The organism is Priestia megaterium, assembly GCF_023824195.1.
Classification (GTDB): Bacteria; Bacillota; Bacilli; order Bacillales; family Bacillaceae_H; genus Priestia; species Priestia megaterium_D.
This window is the reverse complement of the sequence record NZ_CP085445.1, coordinates 95,152-113,997: the sequence shown is the minus strand read 5'-3', so window position 1 is coordinate 113,997 and position 18,846 is coordinate 95,152. Positions and strand designations below refer to the sequence as shown.

General features: G+C 35.0%; 14 protein-coding genes and 1 pseudogene. 12 read left to right on the top strand and 3 right to left on the bottom strand.

Annotation, left to right across the window (positions count from 1 at the left end; translation table 11 throughout):
* Positions 1 to 648 precede the first annotated feature (648 nt).
* Both LIS78_RS29065 and LIS78_RS29060 read right to left on the bottom strand, forming a co-directional pair.
* Positions 649 to 1,278 (bottom strand): HAD-IA family hydrolase, encoded by a 630-nt coding sequence (locus LIS78_RS29065; RefSeq protein WP_209152207.1) that lies wholly within the window; start codon positions 1,276 to 1,278, stop codon positions 649 to 651.
* Between the two features lie 223 nt (positions 1,279 to 1,501).
* A complete protein-coding gene (locus tag LIS78_RS29060) occupies positions 1,502 to 1,759 on the bottom strand; it encodes a hypothetical protein (RefSeq protein ID WP_252285521.1) in 258 nt (85 codons plus the stop codon).
* Between the two features lie 506 nt (positions 1,760 to 2,265).
* On the opposite strand from LIS78_RS29060, the gene LIS78_RS29055 reads away from it, so the two are divergent.
* The 5 genes from LIS78_RS29055 (at position 2,266) to LIS78_RS29035 (ending at position 7,038) form a co-directional block, all read left to right on the top strand.
* Positions 2,266 to 2,829 carry a helix-turn-helix domain-containing protein gene (locus tag LIS78_RS29055; protein ID WP_209152209.1) on the top strand — a complete coding sequence of 188 codons (564 nt, stop codon included), beginning with the start codon at positions 2,266 to 2,268 and terminating at the stop codon, positions 2,827 to 2,829.
* Positions 2,830 to 3,410: 581 nt separating this feature from the next.
* On the top strand, positions 3,411 to 4,712 hold the full coding sequence (locus LIS78_RS29050) for a replication protein (RefSeq protein ID WP_209152210.1): 1,302 nt from the start codon (positions 3,411 to 3,413) through the stop codon (positions 4,710 to 4,712).
* A gap of 109 nt (positions 4,713 to 4,821) precedes the next feature.
* Positions 4,822 to 5,610 carry a ParB N-terminal domain-containing protein gene (locus LIS78_RS29045; RefSeq protein ID WP_209152135.1) on the top strand — a complete coding sequence of 263 codons (789 nt, stop codon included), beginning with the start codon at positions 4,822 to 4,824 and terminating at the stop codon, positions 5,608 to 5,610.
* Positions 5,611 to 6,009: 399 nt separating this feature from the next.
* Positions 6,010 to 6,489, top strand: coding sequence for a MerR family transcriptional regulator (locus LIS78_RS29040; protein WP_252285520.1), 480 nt, complete (start codon positions 6,010 to 6,012; stop codon positions 6,487 to 6,489).
* A gap of 321 nt (positions 6,490 to 6,810) precedes the next feature.
* Entirely contained in the window at positions 6,811 to 7,038 is a 228-nt protein-coding gene (locus tag LIS78_RS29035) for a helix-turn-helix transcriptional regulator (RefSeq protein ID WP_053488389.1), read from the top strand.
* Between the two features lie 284 nt (positions 7,039 to 7,322).
* On the opposite strand, the pseudogene LIS78_RS31650 reads toward LIS78_RS29035, so the two are convergent.
* A pseudogene (locus tag LIS78_RS31650) lies at positions 7,323 to 7,418 on the bottom strand (small, acid-soluble spore protein, H family); the annotation flags it as partial.
* 255 nt (positions 7,419 to 7,673) lie between these two features.
* Here LIS78_RS31650 and LIS78_RS29025 point away from each other — a divergent pair.
* The 7 genes from LIS78_RS29025 to hutH all read left to right on the top strand — a co-directional run bounded on the left by LIS78_RS29025 (position 7,674) and on the right by hutH (position 18,212).
* The gene (locus tag LIS78_RS29025; RefSeq protein ID WP_252285519.1) at positions 7,674 to 9,161 is read left to right on the top strand and encodes a helix-turn-helix domain-containing protein; all 1,488 of its coding nucleotides are present in this window, start codon (positions 7,674 to 7,676) and stop codon (positions 9,159 to 9,161) included.
* 149 nt (positions 9,162 to 9,310) lie between these two features.
* A complete protein-coding gene (hutU, locus tag LIS78_RS29020; RefSeq protein WP_434092393.1) occupies positions 9,311 to 10,978 on the top strand; it encodes a urocanate hydratase in 1,668 nt (555 codons plus the stop codon).
* Between the two features lie 19 nt (positions 10,979 to 10,997).
* Positions 10,998 to 12,293, top strand: a complete 1,296-nt coding sequence (gene hutI, locus LIS78_RS29015) for an imidazolonepropionase (protein ID WP_209152132.1) — start codon at positions 10,998 to 11,000, stop codon at positions 12,291 to 12,293.
* A complete protein-coding gene (locus tag LIS78_RS29010) occupies positions 12,268 to 13,251 on the top strand; it encodes an agmatinase family protein (RefSeq protein ID WP_192100870.1) in 984 nt (327 codons plus the stop codon). The genes hutI and LIS78_RS29010 overlap by 26 nt, the downstream gene beginning before the upstream one ends.
* Positions 13,252 to 13,360: 109 nt before the next feature.
* The gene (locus LIS78_RS29005; protein ID WP_029325558.1) at positions 13,361 to 14,692 is read left to right on the top strand and encodes an MFS transporter; all 1,332 of its coding nucleotides are present in this window, start codon (positions 13,361 to 13,363) and stop codon (positions 14,690 to 14,692) included.
* A 464-nt stretch (positions 14,693 to 15,156) separates the two neighbouring features.
* Entirely contained in the window at positions 15,157 to 16,530 is a 1,374-nt protein-coding gene (locus LIS78_RS29000; protein WP_192100869.1) for an MFS transporter, read from the top strand.
* A gap of 143 nt (positions 16,531 to 16,673) precedes the next feature.
* On the top strand, positions 16,674 to 18,212 hold the full coding sequence (gene hutH, locus LIS78_RS28995; protein ID WP_245210749.1) for a histidine ammonia-lyase: 1,539 nt from the start codon (positions 16,674 to 16,676) through the stop codon (positions 18,210 to 18,212).
* The last annotated feature ends 634 nt before the right edge of the window (positions 18,213 to 18,846 follow it).

The window sequence follows — 18,846 nt, the reverse complement described above, 5'->3', positions numbered from 1 at the left end:
TTTTTAGAAAAGTCATCGTTTATAGAATAAAAATCGATTTATAAATGATAAAAAAGCACGCGTAAAGCACTTGTATTGTAAGTAAAAACAGATGGCCGTTTTGACCATAAACGTGCGAACAAAAATAAAAAAAGATCACTTGCTTCCATCTTATTTTTTTCAAAAAACACTTCAAAATGAAGTGACCCTTGAGGGGACATTTATCAACTATGAAGGGTCGGTGAAGGGGTTTCTGGCACAAATGTTGAGATCACTGAAGGTACGGTGAAGGGACTGTCCCTTAATTTGAGGGGGCGCTGAGGGGGTTCCTTGAAGATTTTGCATGATATCATGGTTTTGCTAGGCTCTGCCTAGCCTATCACACTCTGTGATAGCAAAAACCCCTTATGCTCTTCAGAATGTTTTTATGTTTACACAGTAAAAACACAAAAGAATGACTTCTTCAAAGGAGAAGAATAGACAAAAAAACAAGCGCTTAAAGGAGTAAGCACTTGTTTATTGACTAAAATATATCTCTTTGATTTATTTAGTTGTATGTTGCACCTATCAAGCAAAAGGTAACCATCTAACGAATTTCTTCATTCTCAGCAGATTGGATGAACAGTAAGATAATAGAAAGCAATAGATTAAGAAATATAAAAAACATTATTATAACCTTGATAAAATATCTACAATTTCTTTAGGTTGCGTTATAACCTTATCTGCACGTCCTGTATTTAAAAGCTCTACTGAGTCGAACCCCCAAGCTACTGCTATACAAAAAAGGCAATTTTTTTTAGCTGCTCTAATATCCCTTAACTCGTCTCCTATATAAATAACTTCTTCTTTTTTTAATTTGTTATTTTTCAGGAATGCTGAAATATCTTTTGATTTAGAAAAAGGGTTAAATGTATAGTGACTATAGTCAAAAATATTAATGGAATTATTTATTAAAAATTTATTAGTTGCATTCTTTTTATTACTTGTTAAAAAACCTAATTTATAATCTTGTTTTTTTAATTCTTTAAGCATTTCACTTATTTCAAGTACAGGTGTTAAATTAGGAATATACGTTTGATATCTTCTTTTTATTGCAATCCCAACGAGAGGCATTATATATATAGGTACATTAAGCGTCTTACAACGATCACTTATTGATAATTTACTTAAGTGTAATACCTCTTCTTCGCTAATTTTCTTATACCCCTGCTTCTTAGCAATTTCATTAAAAATATCAATTGCTAAAAGCTTTGTATTTACAATAGTGCCATTGAAGTTAAACAATATAACTTTTTTCATATAATTCTCCTAGAACTTTTTATATTTATAGAACATTAGTTTCGTTTTATCGTATCAAACTACCATTTAATTTCAAATAGAACATAAATCCTTTTATTTACATTTACTAAAGTTGTTTGATGATTATATTTGACTTAAATAAATGTTTTTTATTAACATAAAATGAATATTATTCCTTAATTTACTTTTTTACTAGATAAATAACGTTCAATAGTCTTGTTTTTTACATAAAAATCCAACCTATTATTCCGATAATTAAGAAAAAACCTAAGATTGCTCCTGCAATTGCAAGAACTCCTAATATTATTGGGCCGAAGATAGTAAAGAATAAAAGAATACAAATAATTGCTGCAACAATAAGCAGTGTCACCCCTAAGAGTTGTAACAGCAAACCTTTTATCGTAAATATAAAAGCGATAATCAAACCAATTATAAGAGAAAATATAATGAATTTAGTTACATTATTTTTCAATACTTTCATATAGTTTACCCCCTCTAACCTATCTATAATTATACTTATTTATAAAAATTAGTAAGTTTACCCTAACCTTAACTTAAAATATCTAATTTTCCAACAGTACACTTCGCCTTTGTAAATTAACTAACCTGTGTTTAATCTGAAGTTTATATTTAAGGCTGTGTCAATTTTACATTTAATAAAGGTAAATGCCACTACAGAATACAAACCACGCTTTGTATTCTCGAATAAGTTCACCTCAAGTTCAACCAAAGGCGAACTTGAGGTGAACTTAATTTTCCGACATGCGCACTACACTCCGGACAAGTTAAACCAACCCTCGAACAAGTTCAACTAACATCGTCATTTGTCCGAAGGTTTGCCGAAAGATGTACAAGATGTTGTTTTGTACGACTCCATTTGTTTTCTCGATGTCTTTATTTGTTCAAAATGTTGTTTTGTACGGTATAAAACGTTTCTATTATGTTATCATTATGTCACGATGTATTTTTCAAAGGAGGTTTTTTGTAATGGATTACGAAAAAGTGTATTCCTTAACGGCAATAGCAGACAAACTAGGGCGTTCAAGGTCTAGCGTTTATGATTGGCTCCATACATATAAGGAATTTGTAGAACCGCACACCGTCGGAAAAGGTCGGACAAAGAAATACAAAGAATCTATTTTTCCTGTGTTGTCACTTATAGAAGACTTGAAAGCTGAAGGGCATCCTAATGACTATATTCGCGCTTTGCTTGCTTCGGAAGGTCATGATATTGTTGTCGAGGGGGAAACAAATGAGAATGCTCCAGTTTTGACGCAATTAACTGAAGCATACAAAACTATCTTAACGAAAGTTGAAACGCTAGAATCACAAAATGAAGATTTAGCACGTCAAAATGAAAAAATGGCAAATGCTATGCAAGCAATGGCCGAAGTAATACGACAAACGGCGGCAACTAATGAAGAAAAAGAAGCAGAGCGTGAAAAACGACAACTTGAACGTGATCAAATGTTAATAGATACTATGCGGCAACTTCATGCTGACAAACAACAGGAATCGAAAGGCTTCTTCTCAAAACTATTTGGTAAATAAAAGAACCCCAACGAATTAATCGTTAGGGTTCTTTTATTTATATGGTAGGTCTCCACTTACTAAAACGGTTATTCTCATTTCAAGATATACATAATTTAAACGTTTTTGATATAAAAAAACAATAATTTTAACATATTCTAAGCTAATTGGGGAGGGGAATTTTTTTCCCCTCCCCAAAACTAAAAATCTCATATATGATGGACTCAATCTCTACATTAATGTGGTATCTGCGTAGCTAAATATACTTGTTTTGATATATTTTACTATTTTTTTATTGAATTATGAGACTACTTAACGCTATAATTAAACTAACAAAAATGACCGGAATAGAAAAAAGACTTCAACTGTTTAAGTAGTGCAGCAACACTCTTAAACCGTTCACCCTAATTACGGTAGGGAAAACACTTGTCGAAGTCTCTTGTTAATAGATTTAGTTTTTCTATAAAATAAAACTTATGTTTTTATTTTATATGAAATTGACATCTATTTCAAGAGCTTAGTTCATCAAAATCAAGGCATTGTTTTCCTTTTTCCAGGGAAACAGTGTCTTTTTTGTGTTCCTTAAAGGAGACGATGAACAAATGACAAAGATATTAACCTGCTATTTAAAAGATGTAGATACCTTCAATGGACGGTTCAAATGGTTATGGACCAACAAGTCCACACTTCGGAGAAAGAAAGAAGAGTTTTTAGAAAGTCTTCGTACCCACTTTAAACAACAACAATCAGCCATACATAAAGAATTCCCTAAAAAGAGGATGGAAATGCTCGATTACGTCATCTATAACCTAGTGGCTACGGGCATTCAAGCGATCCGTTCTGAAACACTTATGAAGAAATTTAATGTTTCCAAAAGTACGGTTTCTCGTTTTGTACGCTCGTTAAAAGCGACTCCGTTTGTACTTGTGGCACGTTACATTAAAGAGGATGCAACAGGAACTCACCCTGATAGCTATGTATTTATCCTTAAAAGCCATAAGAACTTTCATCACATTTGCGACGAAATCTTTTTCGCCCATGACACAACAGGTGTACAAAGCCTTGAAAAAGAAGAAATGACCACTCCTGTGACACGTCCTGTGACGTCTCCAGAAAGTGATGAAAACGTTGATATGACAGGCTTAGAGGCCGATAAATCACCTGATGCCTTTATTAACCTTGATTTACCTGTAAATCATATAAATAATCATTTAATATCTGTTTCACAGGCCTTCACCTATATCAAAGGTGTGCCTAAGAAAGTCAATCAAGTCTATGCAGGTAAATATGGGCATCGACTGCAAGACTTCTATGCTCGTATTCAAAATGCTGCTAAAGCTGTCAAACGAGATACAGAGATTGAGATTGTGAAAGAACAAGTCCATGAAATTGCGTATACATCCATTGTGGGATTAGACAAATATGTCCATGAAGCTAATCAACAAGGCAATTCTTTATCCCTAGGGGATATGTGTCGATTAATCTATCAAATTGCGAAAAATCAATTCTATGAATTGGTAAACCCTAAAGGGCAGGATTATTCATCAGTATACGCAAACCAACAAGAAGTTATACATAACGAAAGTCAAACAACAACATTGGCCAAACCGAAACGTATTATCCGTAAAGAATTGGTTCCCGATTGGTTACAAGCTGAACAGCAGCAAGAAAAAGTTACAAAAGAATCAAAGATTTCTTTGGATCAACAGCTTGAAATGATTCAGTTAAAGCAAGATTTAGGACAGGAGCTAACACTAGAAGAAGAGGGCTTGTTGGAGGAGCACAGCTCCACGTATAGCTTGTTGGAGATAGCTCAGGTGAAACAGGACTTAGGACAAGCTTTAACGCCAGAAGAACAAGAATGTTTGCGCCAACATAATCAACTAAAAGACACAGCTTCCTAATCAAAAAAAGTAGAAATCTCTTAGAAGCTGATGTTTTAATATACTTTGTTTATTTAGAACTGTGTTCTAAATAAACAATAACTAAGAATCTACGCAGGAGGAGACTATTATGCCACATAAAATTACGTTAACCGGATCAGCCACAGGACCACTACGAGAATATGATCGCTACGTTGCCTTTGATATGCGTGAAAAAGGGTCACCATCTGCGCCTAAAGGCTTGAAGAAGAGTACGTTTATTTCGTATACCGTATTTGTTGCGAAGAAAGCCTTTAATAAAACTGGACTCACGAAGAAAAGCATCATGCATGAAAAGATTTTAATTCAAGGGGAACCAACGCTGGATATTCCGATAGATGAATGTCCTGGTGAAGTAGGGGTGATTTGTTTCCAGATTACCGTTCTCCCGAACAAAAATGATAAAGAGAAGAATCAGTCAGATGCGAAAAAAGAACCTAAACAAGAGGCATCTGCGCCTTCTCAAGACCAAAAGAATACGGAACCTACTAAACAGGAAGAAGAACAAGCACCTGTTTCTCAACCTGTAGCAAAGGAAGAGAAGAAAGAAGTAAAGCCTATTCAGCCAGAAGTACAACAAGCACCTACAGAAGAGAAAAAGGCTGAGGAAAAAAAGACAACACTATCAAACCAACCGAAGGGAACTCAGGATCTATTGAACTTTGATGATATTATCGTTCCTGAAGAGTTCTTAAAGACACGCCCAAACCCTGAAAAAACGCAAAAGGTTATCGATTTTGTGAAGCGTACAGGACGTTTAGATGAGCCGTTGACGATTGAAAAAGGATCAAAGATCTTAAAAGATGGATACCGCCGTTATGTCGTGGCTAAAACAGTCAAAATGGATCAAGTTCCTGTTGTCTATGAATATCAAAAGTAAATAAAGTGAGAGTAGAATGGTTTAGAGGGAGAACATCTTGACTTAAGATGAAAAAGAGAGCCCAAATATCAAGACATGGACTTGAATTATCCCATGGCTATGAGAATACTGGGCTGTCGATTATTAACGGTAAAACATGAATTAAAAAAATGTGAACGAAGATGAAAAGTGGTTACGGAAAGAAGCTAATGCAGGAGAAACCATTGTAATGAGGGATTGGGGCAACTATTTAATTTATGAAATAATTAAATAGTTGAACGTACTAGCTTATTTTCAGCCAAGACTGTTTCTTGGTATATTAACGGCAAAATGGCAAAACACCAAATATGGTCCTCTTATTATTTGAAGGTTTTAACGTATATACCTAGAATAGTTCTCTTGATAAGAGGAGGTGATCATATGTTGAGAGTCATAACCGCAGAAGCAGCATATACCACCGAAGAATTAGCTGATATACTTGGTTTGTCCATAGCAACTATCCGAAAGTACAACTTCCATTTTGCCAAAATTGGTGTGCAATTTACTAAAAAACAAGGCAGATTAGCTTATACAAATGACGACGTTACTATCTTTCATGAACTAAAAAGAATTTATGCCCATCCCGAAATGACCTTAGAAAAAGCTGTTATAACCGTTGCAAAAAAATTTAACTTAGTACAAATACCAAACACTCCACCTAACATTTCAACTGAAAAACAAACCCTTATCCTAGAACCACTCGAAGCACAAATGAAAGAGATACAAAGCTATATCGATGCAAAATTTGAAGAACGCGAACGTCAATTAATTTCAATGGCTCGCGAGATTCGGGCGTTAAAAAAAGCACAACAACAAAAGAAAAGTTTTTATAAGTGGTTAAAAACCTTTTTTGAAAAATGATTTGCTAAAATGGTGGCATCTCGTTATCTAATATTCACAAAAAAACCTCTTTCCTCTCCCTAGAGGGAAAAGGTTTTTTTGTGTGAAACCCAATTTCAAAGAATATCAATAACAAAGACCGCCCATTATGTATCAGTGTATAAGGCGGTCTTAACTGTATTCATGCTATATGATTATGACAAAAATATCGACAACATGTGTAGAGGAATCTTATTTCTCTTATTCTATGCTAAAAACGCTTCCTTATTCCTAATTTTTCAAACACTTTTGATTCAATTTGGTGCAAAGTGGACAAGCTAATAAAAAAGGAGAGTGAGAGATGTGTTTTGGTGGCGTAACCCGAATCGCAGTAAATTTGGTCGTTGGCTGGATCGAGAAGGAATTACACAAAGTGAATTTTCTGAACGAAGTGGTGTTTCCCGAAACACTATTTGGCGAGTTTGTAACACCAAAGGTTATATTCCAACTCCTAGAGTAATGAAAAAGATCATGGCCACCGTTCAAAAAGTAGATAAAACAAAAGATATTGATGATTTCTTTCAATTCTAAACCCCATGTAAATGATATATAACATGGGGTTTAGTGTTATATGGAAATGTAAATTATGTTGCTATATTTCGATTTAGGATCAGTTCGAGATAAAGGTTGTTTTAAGTATCTCGCCTTCTTTTAAGCTATAACTAATTAATAAAATTTAGTTAAACCAATCTAGAGCTCCTCTTAGAAAGAACTTGCCTATAAATTTTTATCTTTAAAGTTAATGTCCCCATATAATCGTTTTAGAGAATAAACCTCATTCTCTATTAAATTAACTGTCTTCAAGCTATTATTCCTCTTTCTACATGCTCAATGTAAATACTTTTCCCATTATATATTACATTGGCCATGTCCACTGAATCTGCAATTTCTTGTGCTCTTTGTACATCCACCTTTATCTCGCCTCCTTTTTATTTATAAAAGTGACAGTATTGGGTTTTTGATTATTTTTTATCCATTTAATCCTCTATTTCAAAAAAAGAAGAATGACCACTTTCCATTAAATACCTTATGTGCTAGGAGCCTAAGTATTATATATACTTATATAATAAGAGCAGGAATTATCCAGATTTAGTTTTTTACAATTTATCTTTTGAGTAAATAGCTAAGTCTAATTATTCCCTATTAAATTCTAGGAGGATAGAGTAATGCGAATAATAATTGCCGATAGAGACTCTACAGAAAGAATAGGTATTAAATGGTTAATAAATTCTTATTCTATGAAATTTAATGAAGTATGTTTAGTTGAAGATGCAAGGCAGTTTATTAATGAATTTGAAAAAAGTGAACCAGATATATTGATTTTAGAGTTAGAAATGTTTTCAACTAACAGTTGGGAGATTATCTTAAGAAAAGTGGAAAATTACCAAGGAGTTATAGTAGCTATCACTACTGAGGCAATTTTTGAACGTGCCTGGCAAGCAATTCAACTTCAAGCTGTTAATTTATTAGTAAAACCATTGTTACCTGAGAAACTAAAAGAGTCATTAGAAAAGAGTATAAAAAAGCTATCAAATTTTAAAGAGAAGTCTATTCATTTAGAAAACAAAGATGAAAATTATAGATATTACCAATCATTGATGATAGAAACTGAGGTAAAGTTTTCTAATGATTATAAAGGAATGATGATAATAAAACCGGAATATCCAGACGATTTAAAAGAACTTTATAAGTATATTAATGAATACATATTTATGGAAACACCGGTTGTTTTATTATTTAGTGATTATATAGTATGTCTTTTTTCTGTTTTTGAAATGGACAAGCTGTACATAGATTCTACTAGATTCATTAGTAATTCAATCAAATTACTGAACGGGGGAGTTTTTATTAGTATTGACTCCATAAATAAAGTTGAGGACTCCTTACATGCCTGTTATATGAGGTGTATCCAGACGTTAAAAATGGTATTTTACAAGGGATATACACAAGTTATGAAGGCTTCCGAATTCCCGAGCTTTGAAGAATTTGATCCTTTATTAAATTCTGAAGAACAACGAATATGGATTAAAATGTTAGAGGGAGAAAACCTAATACCTATAAAAAATTGGCTTTATGAGAAATTCACTAATTTTCCTAACGGGTACCCTGAACCTGAGTTAATCCGTATTAGCCTTACTAGTATTCTTGCACAGATACGGAGGCATATGAAATCCTATCGATTAGAAAAAAATCAAGCATTAGAGGAACAATATCAAAACATTTTTAACATTGTTCTTAATTCACCAGTACTTTTTAAAGTTGTACAGGAATTATTACTTTTTATTGATAAAATTTTAGAACAAGTTAAAACTCAGCAAAAAAATACTCAAAATGACTTTATTGAACTCGGTTTGAGGTTTATTGATGAACACTTCAGTCGGACAGATTTAAATCTCATAGTAGTAGCTGATTATGTTAATAAAAGTCCAAGTTATTTTAGTTATGTATTATCTCAGAGAACATCACAAACATTTCAGCAATACCTTACGAATGTTCGGATAAATAAAGCTAAACATCTATTATCTACAACATCACTGTCAATTCAGCAAATTTCATTTTCTATAGGTTTTTCAGACCCAAATTATTTCAGTAGGGTATTTAAAAATCAGACTGGTGTATCACCTTCTACCTGGAAAAATCAAATGTTAATCTAGATATCTAGTTATTTTCCTATAATTAATGAAGAATTTGGTAATATTAAAGATTGTTATAGTTTTAATATTACTTATATTCTGATTATTGTCTTCTGTTTCTGTTAGTGTTTTTTTAATAAACTATTAATTAACAGAAAGGGGACTATATGATGAATACTCAATCAGTTAACTTGCGCAAATACTGCGCTCCTAAAGGAATTGAATTAAATACAAAAGGGTGGGTCCAAGAGGCTGTTCTTCGTATGTTAATGAATAACCTAGACCCACAAGTGGCAGAACATCCAGAGAAATTAGTTGTATACGGGGGAATAGGGAAAGCAGCTCGAAATTGGGATGCCTTTGATCGTATTGTATCCACTTTAAAAGATTTAGAAGAAGATGAAACATTATTAGTACAGTCAGGCAAGCCTGTAGCTGTTTTTAAAACTCATAAAGATGCACCACGTGTGCTCTTAGCTAACTCCAATATTGTTCCGGCCTTTGCGAATTGGGAAAAGTTCCATGAACTCGATAAAAAAGGATTGATGATGTACGGGCAAATGACAGCCGGTAGCTGGATTTATATTGGAAGCCAAGGCATTGTACAAGGTACGTATGAAACATTTGCTGAATGTGCGAAACAACATTTTAATGGTAGTCTCGAAGGTACCATTACCGTAACAGCTGGATTAGGAGGCATGGGAGGCGCCCAGCCATTAGCCGTTACAATGGCAGGTGGCGTGGTCATTGGAATTGATGTTGACCGAACACGCATCGAAAAACGAATTGAAACACGCTATTGTGACATTGTGGTAGAAAGTTTGGACGAGGCAATTAAAATAGCTAAAGAAGCAAAAAAAGAAAAGAAAGCGCTTTCTATCGGGTTGGTTGGAAATGCAGCTGAAGTGCTTCCTCAAATGATTAAACGCGGCTTTATTCCAGACATTGTAACAGATCAAACCTCGGCACATGATCCATTAAATGGTTATCTACCAATTGGATTAACTCTATCGGAAGGAGAAACATTACGTAATCAGAATCCAGAGGAATATGTAAGAAAATCTAAAGCTAGTATGGCTGTTCATGTTCAGGCTATGTTAGATATGCAGAAAGAAGGAGCCATTGCTTTCGACTACGGAAATAATATTCGTCAAGTAGCGTTAGATGAAGGTGTAAAAGACGCGTTCAACTTCCCAGGTTTTGTACCTGCTTATATCCGTCCTCAATTCTGTGAAGGAAAAGGACCGTTCCGTTGGGTAGCTTTATCAGGTGATCCAGAAGATATTTATAAAACAGATGAAGTTATTTTACGTGAATTCTCATATAATACCCATCTTTGTAACTGGATTAAAATGGCGAGAGAAAAAATTGAATTTCAAGGATTACCGGCACGTATCTGTTGGTTAGGATATGGAGAACGTGCACGATTTGGAAAAATTATTAATGAAATGGTTGCATCTGGAGAACTTTCAGCACCTATTGTTATTGGTAGAGATCATTTAGACGCGGGATCTGTTGCTTCGCCAAACCGCGAAACAGAAGCGATGAGAGATGGCAGTGATGCTGTAGCAGATTGGCCTATTTTAAATGCACTAGTTAATACAGCTGCAGGGGCAAGTTGGGTATCCGTCCATCATGGTGGTGGCGTAGGTATGGGATATTCTCTTCATGCAGGTATGGTTGTAGTAGCAGATGGCACAGAAGATGCAGCTAAACGTCTTGAACGCGTATTAACAACAGACCCTGGTATGGGGGTAGTTCGTCATTTAGATGCAGGCTATGAATTAGCCATTCAAACTGCCAAAGAAAAAGGCATGAACATTCCAACATTAGACTAAAAGAAAAGGAGTGAGCATTATGTCATCTATTACGTATATTAAACGCGCCTCACAACTGATTACAGTTAGAGGCGGAACTAAAGAACCAAAACGCGCTCAAGATATGTCCGATATCGGTATTATCGAGCATGGCAGTGTTGTAGTAGAAAATGGGTTGATTACGTTTGTTGGATCGGATGTTGAAGCAGAACGTTATGTTCATACGTTGAATGGACATATAAATACGATTGAGGCTTCAGGAAAGATTGTTACTCCAGGTCTAATCGATGCTCATACTCACATTGTGTTTGGGGGAAGTCGTGAAAAAGAGCTAGAGATGCGATTAAACGGAGCTAAATATATTGATATCCTAAAGGCAGGCGGAGGAATTCTCCAAACAACAACAAGTACAAGAGAAGCTACAGAAGAACAATTGATTCAAGAAACCTCCAAACGCCTAAATCGTTTTCTACAATATGGAGTTACGACGGTTGAAGCGAAAAGTGGATATGGTTTGACACTAGAAGATGAATTGAAACAGCTACGAGCAGCCAAAAAGCTCGACGAAAGGCATCCTATAGATTTAGTTTCTACCTTCATGGGAGCTCATGCTGTTCCAGTTGAATATAAAGAAAATCCAGACGAATTTGTTCGTTTAGTGATAGAGGAAATGATTCCAAGAGTTGCAGAAGAAAATTTGGCTGAGTTTTGCGATGTTTTTTGTGAAGAAGGAGTTTTTACAATTCAACAGTCGGAGCAAATTCTTGAGGCAGGAAAAGTCTACGGATTAAAGCCAAAAATACATGCAGATGAAATTGTTCAATTTGGCGGTGCAGAACTTGCAGCAAAAGTAGGGGCTGTTTCAGCCGACCATTTATTACAGGCATCCGATGAAGGTATTAAGCAAATGGCTAAAAGTGGTGTTATTGCAGTCTTGTTGCCAGGTACAGCGTTCTTTTTAATGGAGAAGCCTGCGAATGCAAGAAAGATGATTGAAGCTGGAGTTCCGGTTGCCCTTTCAACTGATCGTAATCCAGGGTCATCACCTACTGAATCATTACCTTTTATTATGAATCTAGCATGTCTTACGATGAAGATGACGCCAGCCGAAGTCCTAACAGCATGTACAATCAATGCAGCTCATGCCATTGGAAGAGCTGATGAAGTTGGGAGTATCGAAGTAGGAAAGAAAGGGGACCTTGTTTTATTTGATGCACCGAATTATCAAACGTTGCAATATAACTATGCAGTGAACCTTGTAGATACTGTCATTAAAAAAGGACAAGTGATTGTGGAAGGTGGGGTTTTACGTGACGTACCCGTACCCACAACTTAATCGTCCCTCTTTTCATTGGGAAAGACAGCGTTCAACTGAACCTAAGGTAAGTGATTGGATCGAGACTTTTGAAGTGCAAGATGAAATAGATTTTCAAGCTGTAGATGTAACCGTTTTGGGAGTCCCTCTTTCGAGATCTTCTATTAGTGCATCAGGAGCAAGTGAAACTCCCTTGGCCATGAGACAACTATGGAAATCGTTTAATCCGTATCATATTGAATATGATACGGATTTGACCCCCTTATCGGTTTTAGATTTAGGCGATGTCAAACAGCATGTAACAGATATTTCACTTTCTCATCAGTATATTAAAGAAGCCATGATTTCAATGCGGAAATATCACCCTCATACACTGCCTATCATGTTAGGGGGAGATCATTCGATTACGGCTATGTTAGTAAAAGGCTGGAAAGAGTCGCATCCAGAACAACGTATAGGAATTCTTCAATTCGATACACATTTTGATTTACGCAGTTTAGAAGATAACGGACCATCAAATGGAACGCCCATTCGAAACCTGATTGAGAGTGGTACAATTGAAGGCAAAAACGTTTGGAATATTGGCCTGCATGGATTTTATAACTCGAAATCTCTCAAAGAGTATGCAGATACTAAAAGTGTTAATTACGTAACCTTACTTCAAGCTAGAAAAACAGGGATTTCTTGTATAGTTGAAAGAGCCTTAGATGATTTAGCCAAGGAAGTGGATGTCATCTATCTAACAGTAGATATGGATGTTCTTGATGTGGCTTATGCCCCTGGTGTACCAGCAGGAACAACAGGAGGAATGAGAACGGATGAATTATTTGAAGCCATATACATTGCGGGCTCACATCCATTAGTCCAAGCAATGGATATTGTATGTTTAGATCCCTTACGCGATAAATCAGGAATTACTGTTAAAGCAGGAGTTCATGTATTCTTGAATTTTTTAACAGGCTTTGCAAATAGAAAATAAAATATTAATTTTCTTATCCTTTTGAAAGTAACAAATCTCTAGCGATTTGTTATGAAACTTTCTTTCTCAGGAAGAAAAGTGAAAAAATGAGAGAGGAGAGAAGTAATTAATGAAAAACAATTATCGCTACTTTATTATTTTTATGATTGTTATTATAACAATCATAAATTACATAGATAGAGGAGCACTTTCATACGCTCAGGCTGAAATTATTCAAGAATTCAACTTAAATCCAGTAAGCTGGGGAGCAATTTTGGGGTATTTTGGCTATGGTTATATTTTCGGTGCACTATTCGGAGGAGCGTTGGCAGATAAGAAAGGTCCTAAGTTTATGTGGATTCTTGCTGGAACCACATGGTCTATATTTGAAATTGGGACAATATTTGCTGGTCACTTAGGTGCAGCGTTCTTTGGGGGTTCTGCATTAGCTGGTTTTGCGGTATTTCGTGTTTTGTTTGGACTGGCTGAAGGACCTACTTTATCTACAATGAACCGAACGATGGCAAATTGGGTATCTCCAAAAGAAAAAGGTTTTTCTGTAGCACTTGGCTTAGTTGGAACTCCAATTGGAGCATTAGTCACCGCACCTATCGTAGTGGGCCTTTTAACGTTTACTAATTGGAAGGTAACATTTATTATTCTTGGTCTGTTGGGTTTTGTTTGGGTATTAATATGGAGAAAAATATTCACAAATTTACCTGAAGATCATCCGAGAGTTTCAAAAATTGAACTTCAAAAAATTCGAAGTATAGATAGTTTAATAAAAGGTGAATCACAATTAGAAAAAACAAATTCCAAAAATGTTCCTTGGTATTATTTTTTTAAAAACCCTACATTAGTAATGAATGCCATTGGGTACTTTGCATTTTTGTATGTCAATATTCTATTACTAACTTGGACTCCAAAATATTTGCAAGATGAATTTAACTATTCTTTAGCATCTCTTTCATATATAGGTATGATTCCATGGGTAGGTGCTATTATTACAGGATTAGTAGGAGGGAAAATTTCGGATAAGTTACGTGAGAAAACTGGAAATTTACGTATAGCCAGATCCTGGTTCACAGTAGTTTGCTTATTTTTTACAGCTATTTGTTTTATGCTAATCCCCACGGTTGGAAGTGCGACCTCAGTACTTTTATTAATGTGTATAGGTAATGCCTTTAATTACCTACCCAATTCGATCTATTGGACAGTTGTTCTTGATACAGAGCCTAATAAAGCAGGGACTTTTGGGGGAGTAACTCATTTTATTGCGAACCTGGCTACTATTATTGCGCCTACACTAACAGGAAGCCTTGTTGCGGCACATGGATATAATGCTATGTTTACTGCTGCTGCCATTGCTGTAATAATTGGAATGGTATCTATGATATTTGTAAAACCAGGACAACGAAGTCATATATCGGATATGCATAATGAGGAAAATATCATATTATAGTAACTATTATTCTTCTATAGGATAAAGAGCTTCTATCAAAATGAGATACCTAATTTATGAACGAAAGAATATAAAACCATGAAAATAAATAGCTGTTAACAAACATGCTTCTTAATAAAACAATAATTTTGTTCTACTCTACTACCCAGATATCGATTTACTTTATTGTATGCTTTTAGACATATATTTTCTTATATCAAATTATTACTACAGGATAGCCAAGATTTTCATTTATCAATATCACACAAATTTTTGAAACATAAGAAAAAGCCAAGGCTTTCTCAAAAAAGCGCTTGGCTACTTATTTATCTCTTCATTTACTTTGAACTTTGGTTAAAATCTTACTTAGTTAGATTTTCTGAGAGTAAGTAAATGGAGAATAGAATTAATACAAGCTCCTTTTCAAGGTATTACCAAAAAAATTATTAGAATATTACTCCAGTTGAAGGAGAGGTAAATTTCTTATGGCGGAACACAAATTTAAAATGGATGATGCTCCACTTAATAAGTTTCATTTAAAGATTACTGCACTTACTTTTGGGTCTAATTTTACCGATGGTTATGCTCTTGGTATTATTGGTATAGCTCTTGCTCTAATTGGACCAGAAATGAAACTTAATTCCATGTGGGAAGGACTAATAGGCAGCTCAGCTTTAATTGGCCTCTTCTTAGGAAGTCTAGTGCTTGGAGGGTTATCCGATCGTGTAGGTAGACAGAAAATATATCTGTTTAATTTTCTAGTAGTTGCTATTGCCTCTGTTCTACAGTTATTCGTAAATGGTCCAGTAGAGCTATTTATTTTGCGTCTAATAATAGGATTTGCTCTAGGAGGTGATTATGCCGTAGGCTCAACCTTACTTGCAGAATTTGCGCCTAGAAAATACCGGGGTATCTTACTAGCTTCTTTAAATGTGCTCTGGACAGTTGGGTATGTTGCTGCGACCATAGTCGGCCACTATTTAGGCTCAAATGACAACGAATCATGGCGGTGGATGCTTGCTACATCGGCAATTCCTGCAATTATCGTACTGCTATTAAGAATTGGTACACCTGAATCACCAAGATGGCTTATTAGCATGGGACGTAATGAAGAGGCACGCCAGATTGTTAAAAAATACATTGGGGTAAACGCAGAAATTGATGAAAAGATAACAGAGCATCAGCAAAACCAAGGATATCTATCACTTTTTAACAAACAAATTTGGAAGCGCACTACTTTTGGAGGAATATTTTATGTTTGCATTGTTATTCCTTATTTTGCTATTTATACCTTTTTGCCTTCAATATTAAAAAGCATGGGATTATCTGAAAATTTCACAGTAGACCTTTGGCTAAATATATTTCTAATTGTTGGATCGTTGGTTGGACTTTGGCTTATGGAAAAACTTTCTCGGAGAAGTTTTACCATTGGAACGTTTGCATTGATGACCATAAGTTTATTTATGCTGAGTATTTTACAGAGGCCTGATATTTTACTTATCACTTTGTTTTTAATGTTTACTTTCATTATATCAGCAGCTTCGAATCTAACATTGACATATCCTGCCGAACTATTTCCAACTGAAATACGCGGGTCGGGAGTAGGTTTTTTGACAGCTTTCAGCCGGATCGGATCTGCTGTTGGAACGTTTCTGCTGCCTTTAAGCTTAAATAATATGGGATTAGGTGCAACAATGATCGGAATGTCTGCGATTTTATTATTAGGTACTATTGTTTCAATTATGTGGGCGCCTGAAACAAAATCTCTTTCTCTAAGTGAAGCAAGTAATCCTTTAGAAGATAACCCTTTACATGTAGAAGATAAGACAACTCTAAACTCTATGAATCGTAAAGCTTAAACAAAATAAGGTCAGCTTTTGCTCTCTTATATAGACATTAGATTCTAAAAAGCTAGCACTGTAGAGAGGGAAAGCTGACTACAGGAACTTACTAATAAAAATTAATTTCAGATTAAATACCATCACATTGAGGAGGAGTAATCTTGATTGAAGTAAGAGAAACGAAAGTAGTAATTGAAGACAACCTTACCATTAAGGATCTGGTAGCAGTAGCAAGGCATCATGCTTCTCTAGAACTCTCTGAGAAAAGGAAGAAGTGTATTATTCAAGCAAGGAAATTAGTAGAGAGATTTGTAGAAGAGAATCAAGTTATCTATGGAATTACGACAGGTGTAGGAGAAAATTCAAAAGTTAGAATTTCAACAACCGAGTCTAAAGAAATGCAAAAAAAATTAATCATGAGCCATGCTTGTGGGGTAGGCGAGCCGTTAAAACCAGAACAGGTCAGAGCTATTATGGTTATGATGATTCAAAACTTTTCACAAGGTTATTCAGGCATAAGACTAGAAACAGTGGAGGCTTTAATTAAACTATTAAATAAAGGAGTTACACCGATTGTTCCTAAAGAAGGATCTTTAGGTTATTTAAATCATCAGGCTCATATTAGTTTAGTTCTTCTTGGAATGGGTGAAGCGAAATACAAAGGGATAGTCATGAGTGGAAAAGAAGCTCTTCAGTCCATAGGTATTTCTGAACTTGAATTGCATGAAAAGGAAGGACTTTCTCTTATTAATGGAACGGTTGATATGACAGGGATTGGAGCCTTAGCAATTTATGATGCTATGAATTTGCTTAAATCTGCTGACATTATATCTATGATGAGTTTTGAGGCTTTGCGTGGAACCTACTATGCATTCGATCCAAGAATTAGCCAAGTGAAGCTTCATCCAGGACAACAAAAAACAACTTCAAATATACATAAAATTATTAATGGAAGTAAAATTGCTGAGACATTTAAGGAGTATAGAACCCAAGATGCCTTAAGTATTCGATCAATTCCTCAAGTGCATGGAGCCTGTAAAGATGCTATGAATTATGCAAAGGAAGTGGTGGAGAGGGAAATGAATTCAGCAACTGATAATCCTCTGATTTTTCATGAAGGAGAAAAAGGGGTTGCTATATCTTCTTCCAATTGTCATGGTGAAGCAGTAGCTTTAGCTATGGATTTTTTAACAATTGCTATCTCGGAGTTAGCAAATATTTCTGAAAGAAGGGTTTTTCGACTTTTATCCCCTCAGCATAGTGAATTACCTCCTTTCTTAGTTGAGAAGAGTGGGGTGAATTCAGGGTATATGATCTCACAATATGTGGCGGCAGCATTAGTCTCTGATAATAAGGTATATTCCCATCCATCTTCAGTCGATTCGATCCCTACAACAGCAGGACAGGAAGACCATGTAAGTATGGGAACATCTGCTGCTTTGAAAGCGTTGAAGGTTATTTCGAATACAGAGAAAGTCCTTGGAATTGAGTTGATGTGCAGTGCCCAAGGTTTAGATTTTCTAAAGCCTTTAGAATCAGGAATGGGTACAGAAGCTGCATATCAATTACTTCGACAATACGTTTCGCCACTAGAAGATGACCGAGTCATATCAGAAGATATAAACCAATCGGAAAATTTAGTCCATACAGGAGCACTGGTTAAACAGGTAGAGATACAAATAGGAGAGTTGCAAGTCTAAAAAAGAATTGATATGAACTATTTCTCTACTTAATATAATATCTCTTAACTGAATCTATGTAATGAAGAATCCTTGGGGCAGTGAATTTCCGCCAAGGATTCTTTTTCCATGTATATGCTAGTTCCTATAAAAAAGTAGGATATTGTATTCTTTTTTATCTATATACTCCATAAAAAACCCCTTTGTAAGGCTTCTTATATCTAGATAAAACAATCTTCCTAGAATTAAGATAATAATTCATAAAAACTAAGTTACTCTTCATAGTAGTATCCATGACAACTTTCATTAAATTAATACTTGTCTTAATCAATTATTAAACTTCCCCTCTATATATTTTTAAATTAAAAAAAGTAAAAATATATTTATATATATGCTGTAACCTACCTGAAATAGTATCGTTATAAAAAGAAACACTACTGCCTCTTTCTTGTTATAAAGATATGTTACGATTTGTTAGGTCGGTATGGCATGTTTCATCATGCATTTCAGCTCATAAAAAGATTCTTCTTTCCTTGTCAGGAGGAGGGAGAAATCTTTTTACATTTATCAAATTTACCCACTATCTATCCATACCAATCTACATGCAAACATAACGTAGAGGTTTACTTTCATAGATGTTAGAATCTATCTTTTG

Coding starts and splice junctions, on each gene's coding strand:
- LIS78_RS29065 (WP_209152207.1), bottom strand. CDS start 1,278: ATGAAAAAAGTTATATTGTTTAACTTCAATGGCACTATTGTAAATACA.
- LIS78_RS29060 (WP_252285521.1), bottom strand. CDS start 1,759: ATGAAAGTATTGAAAAATAATGTAACTAAATTCATTATATTTTCTCTT.
- LIS78_RS29055 (WP_209152209.1), top strand. CDS start 2,266: ATGGATTACGAAAAAGTGTATTCCTTAACGGCAATAGCAGACAAACTA.
- LIS78_RS29050 (WP_209152210.1), top strand. CDS start 3,411: ATGACAAAGATATTAACCTGCTATTTAAAAGATGTAGATACCTTCAAT.
- LIS78_RS29045 (WP_209152135.1), top strand. CDS start 4,822: ATGCCACATAAAATTACGTTAACCGGATCAGCCACAGGACCACTACGA.
- LIS78_RS29040 (WP_252285520.1), top strand. CDS start 6,010: ATGTTGAGAGTCATAACCGCAGAAGCAGCATATACCACCGAAGAATTA.
- LIS78_RS29025 (WP_252285519.1), top strand. CDS start 7,674: ATGCGAATAATAATTGCCGATAGAGACTCTACAGAAAGAATAGGTATT.
- hutU (WP_434092393.1), top strand. CDS start 9,311: ATGAATACTCAATCAGTTAACTTGCGCAAATACTGCGCTCCTAAAGGA.
- hutI (WP_209152132.1), top strand. CDS start 10,998: ATGTCATCTATTACGTATATTAAACGCGCCTCACAACTGATTACAGTT.
- LIS78_RS29005 (WP_029325558.1), top strand. CDS start 13,361: ATGAAAAACAATTATCGCTACTTTATTATTTTTATGATTGTTATTATA.
- LIS78_RS29000 (WP_192100869.1), top strand. CDS start 15,157: ATGGCGGAACACAAATTTAAAATGGATGATGCTCCACTTAATAAGTTT.